This window comes from Phenylobacterium sp. CCH9-H3 (genome assembly GCF_001557235.1).
Taxonomy (GTDB): domain Bacteria; phylum Pseudomonadota; class Alphaproteobacteria; order Caulobacterales; family Caulobacteraceae; genus Phenylobacterium.
Genome location: NZ_LSJI01000261.1, coordinates 1 through 1,174 on the forward strand (window position 1 = coordinate 1; position 1,174 = coordinate 1,174).

At 72.9% G+C, this 1,174-nt stretch carries 2 protein-coding genes; both read left to right on the top strand.

Annotated elements, in window-relative coordinates; translation table 11 throughout:
• Window positions 1-191: 191 nt before the first annotated feature.
• Window positions 192-362 (top strand): hypothetical protein, encoded by a 171-nt coding sequence (locus tag AX721_RS28130; protein WP_197422685.1) that lies wholly within the window; start codon window positions 192-194, stop codon window positions 360-362.
• 24 nt (window positions 363-386) lie between these two features.
• Window positions 387-1,174 (top strand): MliC family protein (locus AX721_RS22940; RefSeq protein ID WP_197422686.1); only part of this gene is annotated, 788 nt, incomplete at its 3' end.

A 1,174-nucleotide genomic window follows, 5' to 3' on the forward strand; every position in this document is an offset into this window, starting at 1 on the left:
GGCGAGCGCGGGGGCGACGGCCGCGGAGGCGAGGAGGGCGGCGGCGAGCTTCAGGTTCATGGAGACCCCTTGGTTGCGGCCATGACTAGCAAGCCGGCCGGCGCGCGCAAACGCCATGCGACGCAACGCGTTTGGGCGCGACAGGCGCGATGGAGGCGTTAGGTTCGGCGAGAGCTTCAAGGATTCCGACCATGCCCAGCCCCGACGACGACGCCCCGCCCGACGAAACTCCGATGCAGAAGGCGCTGCGCCTGAAGAAGGCCGCGCAAGGCCGCGGCGGGCCGCCCGGCGCCAAGCTGGAGAACGAACGCGTGGCTGCGGCGCGGTCCCAGTCGAAGTCCAAGCCCTGGATGAAACGCTAAGCCGCAGGGACGGACCGCGGCTTCATGCGTTACGTGGGCATGATGAAGCTTCGCCTTGCCGCCCTCTCGCTGCCGGTCCTTGCCCTGGCCGCCTGTTCCGAGCCGCCCACGCCGGGGGCGCCGAAATCCGAGCCCAAGACGGTGGCCATGACCTGGGTGCACTACGTCTGTGCGGACGGGCGGACGGTGAGCGCCCTCTATCCGGACGGCGACACCGCGCAGCTCAAGCTGGGTGAGGCGACCCACCTCCTGCGGATCGCCCGCTCGGCCAGCGGCGCGCGCTATACGGGCGACGCCCTGCAGTGGTGGACCAAGGGTGACGAGGCGATGCTGGCCCCGCTGGCGCCGGGGGAAGACATCGCCAGCGCCCCGGGCGTCGCCTGCGTCCCGCCCTCGAGGGCGCCGGTGAGCCCGCCCGCGCCGGGGACGCCGGGCGGCCTGCCCGACGACCGCACGCCCCTCGCCGAGGGTCCAATCGAACCGGGCAGCGCGCAGGCTGCGGCCACCGTCGTGGAGACCTACTACGCCCTGGTGGAAAGCGGCCGCACCGCCGAGGCCGCGAAGCTGCGGCGGGACGGGCGGGAGGAGGACCTGAAGTCGTTCGCCCGCCTGCACGCCCAGGTCGGCGCGCCGGGGCGGGTGGAGGGCGCCGCGGGCTCGCTCTACGTGGAGGTCCCGGTCGTGCTGTACGGCCGCTACGCCACGGGCGGCGAATACCACGCCGCCGGCAAGGCCACCCTGCGCCGCGCCAACGACGTCCCGGCCCCAGTGCATTATCGGGACACCGATATACGGTACGCTGGCGAGAGGTC

Excerpts from the sequence above, each read along its gene's own strand:
- AX721_RS28130 (WP_197422685.1), top strand. The coding sequence starts at position 192 with ATGCCCAGCCCCGACGACGACGCCCCGCCCGACGAAACTCCGATGCAG.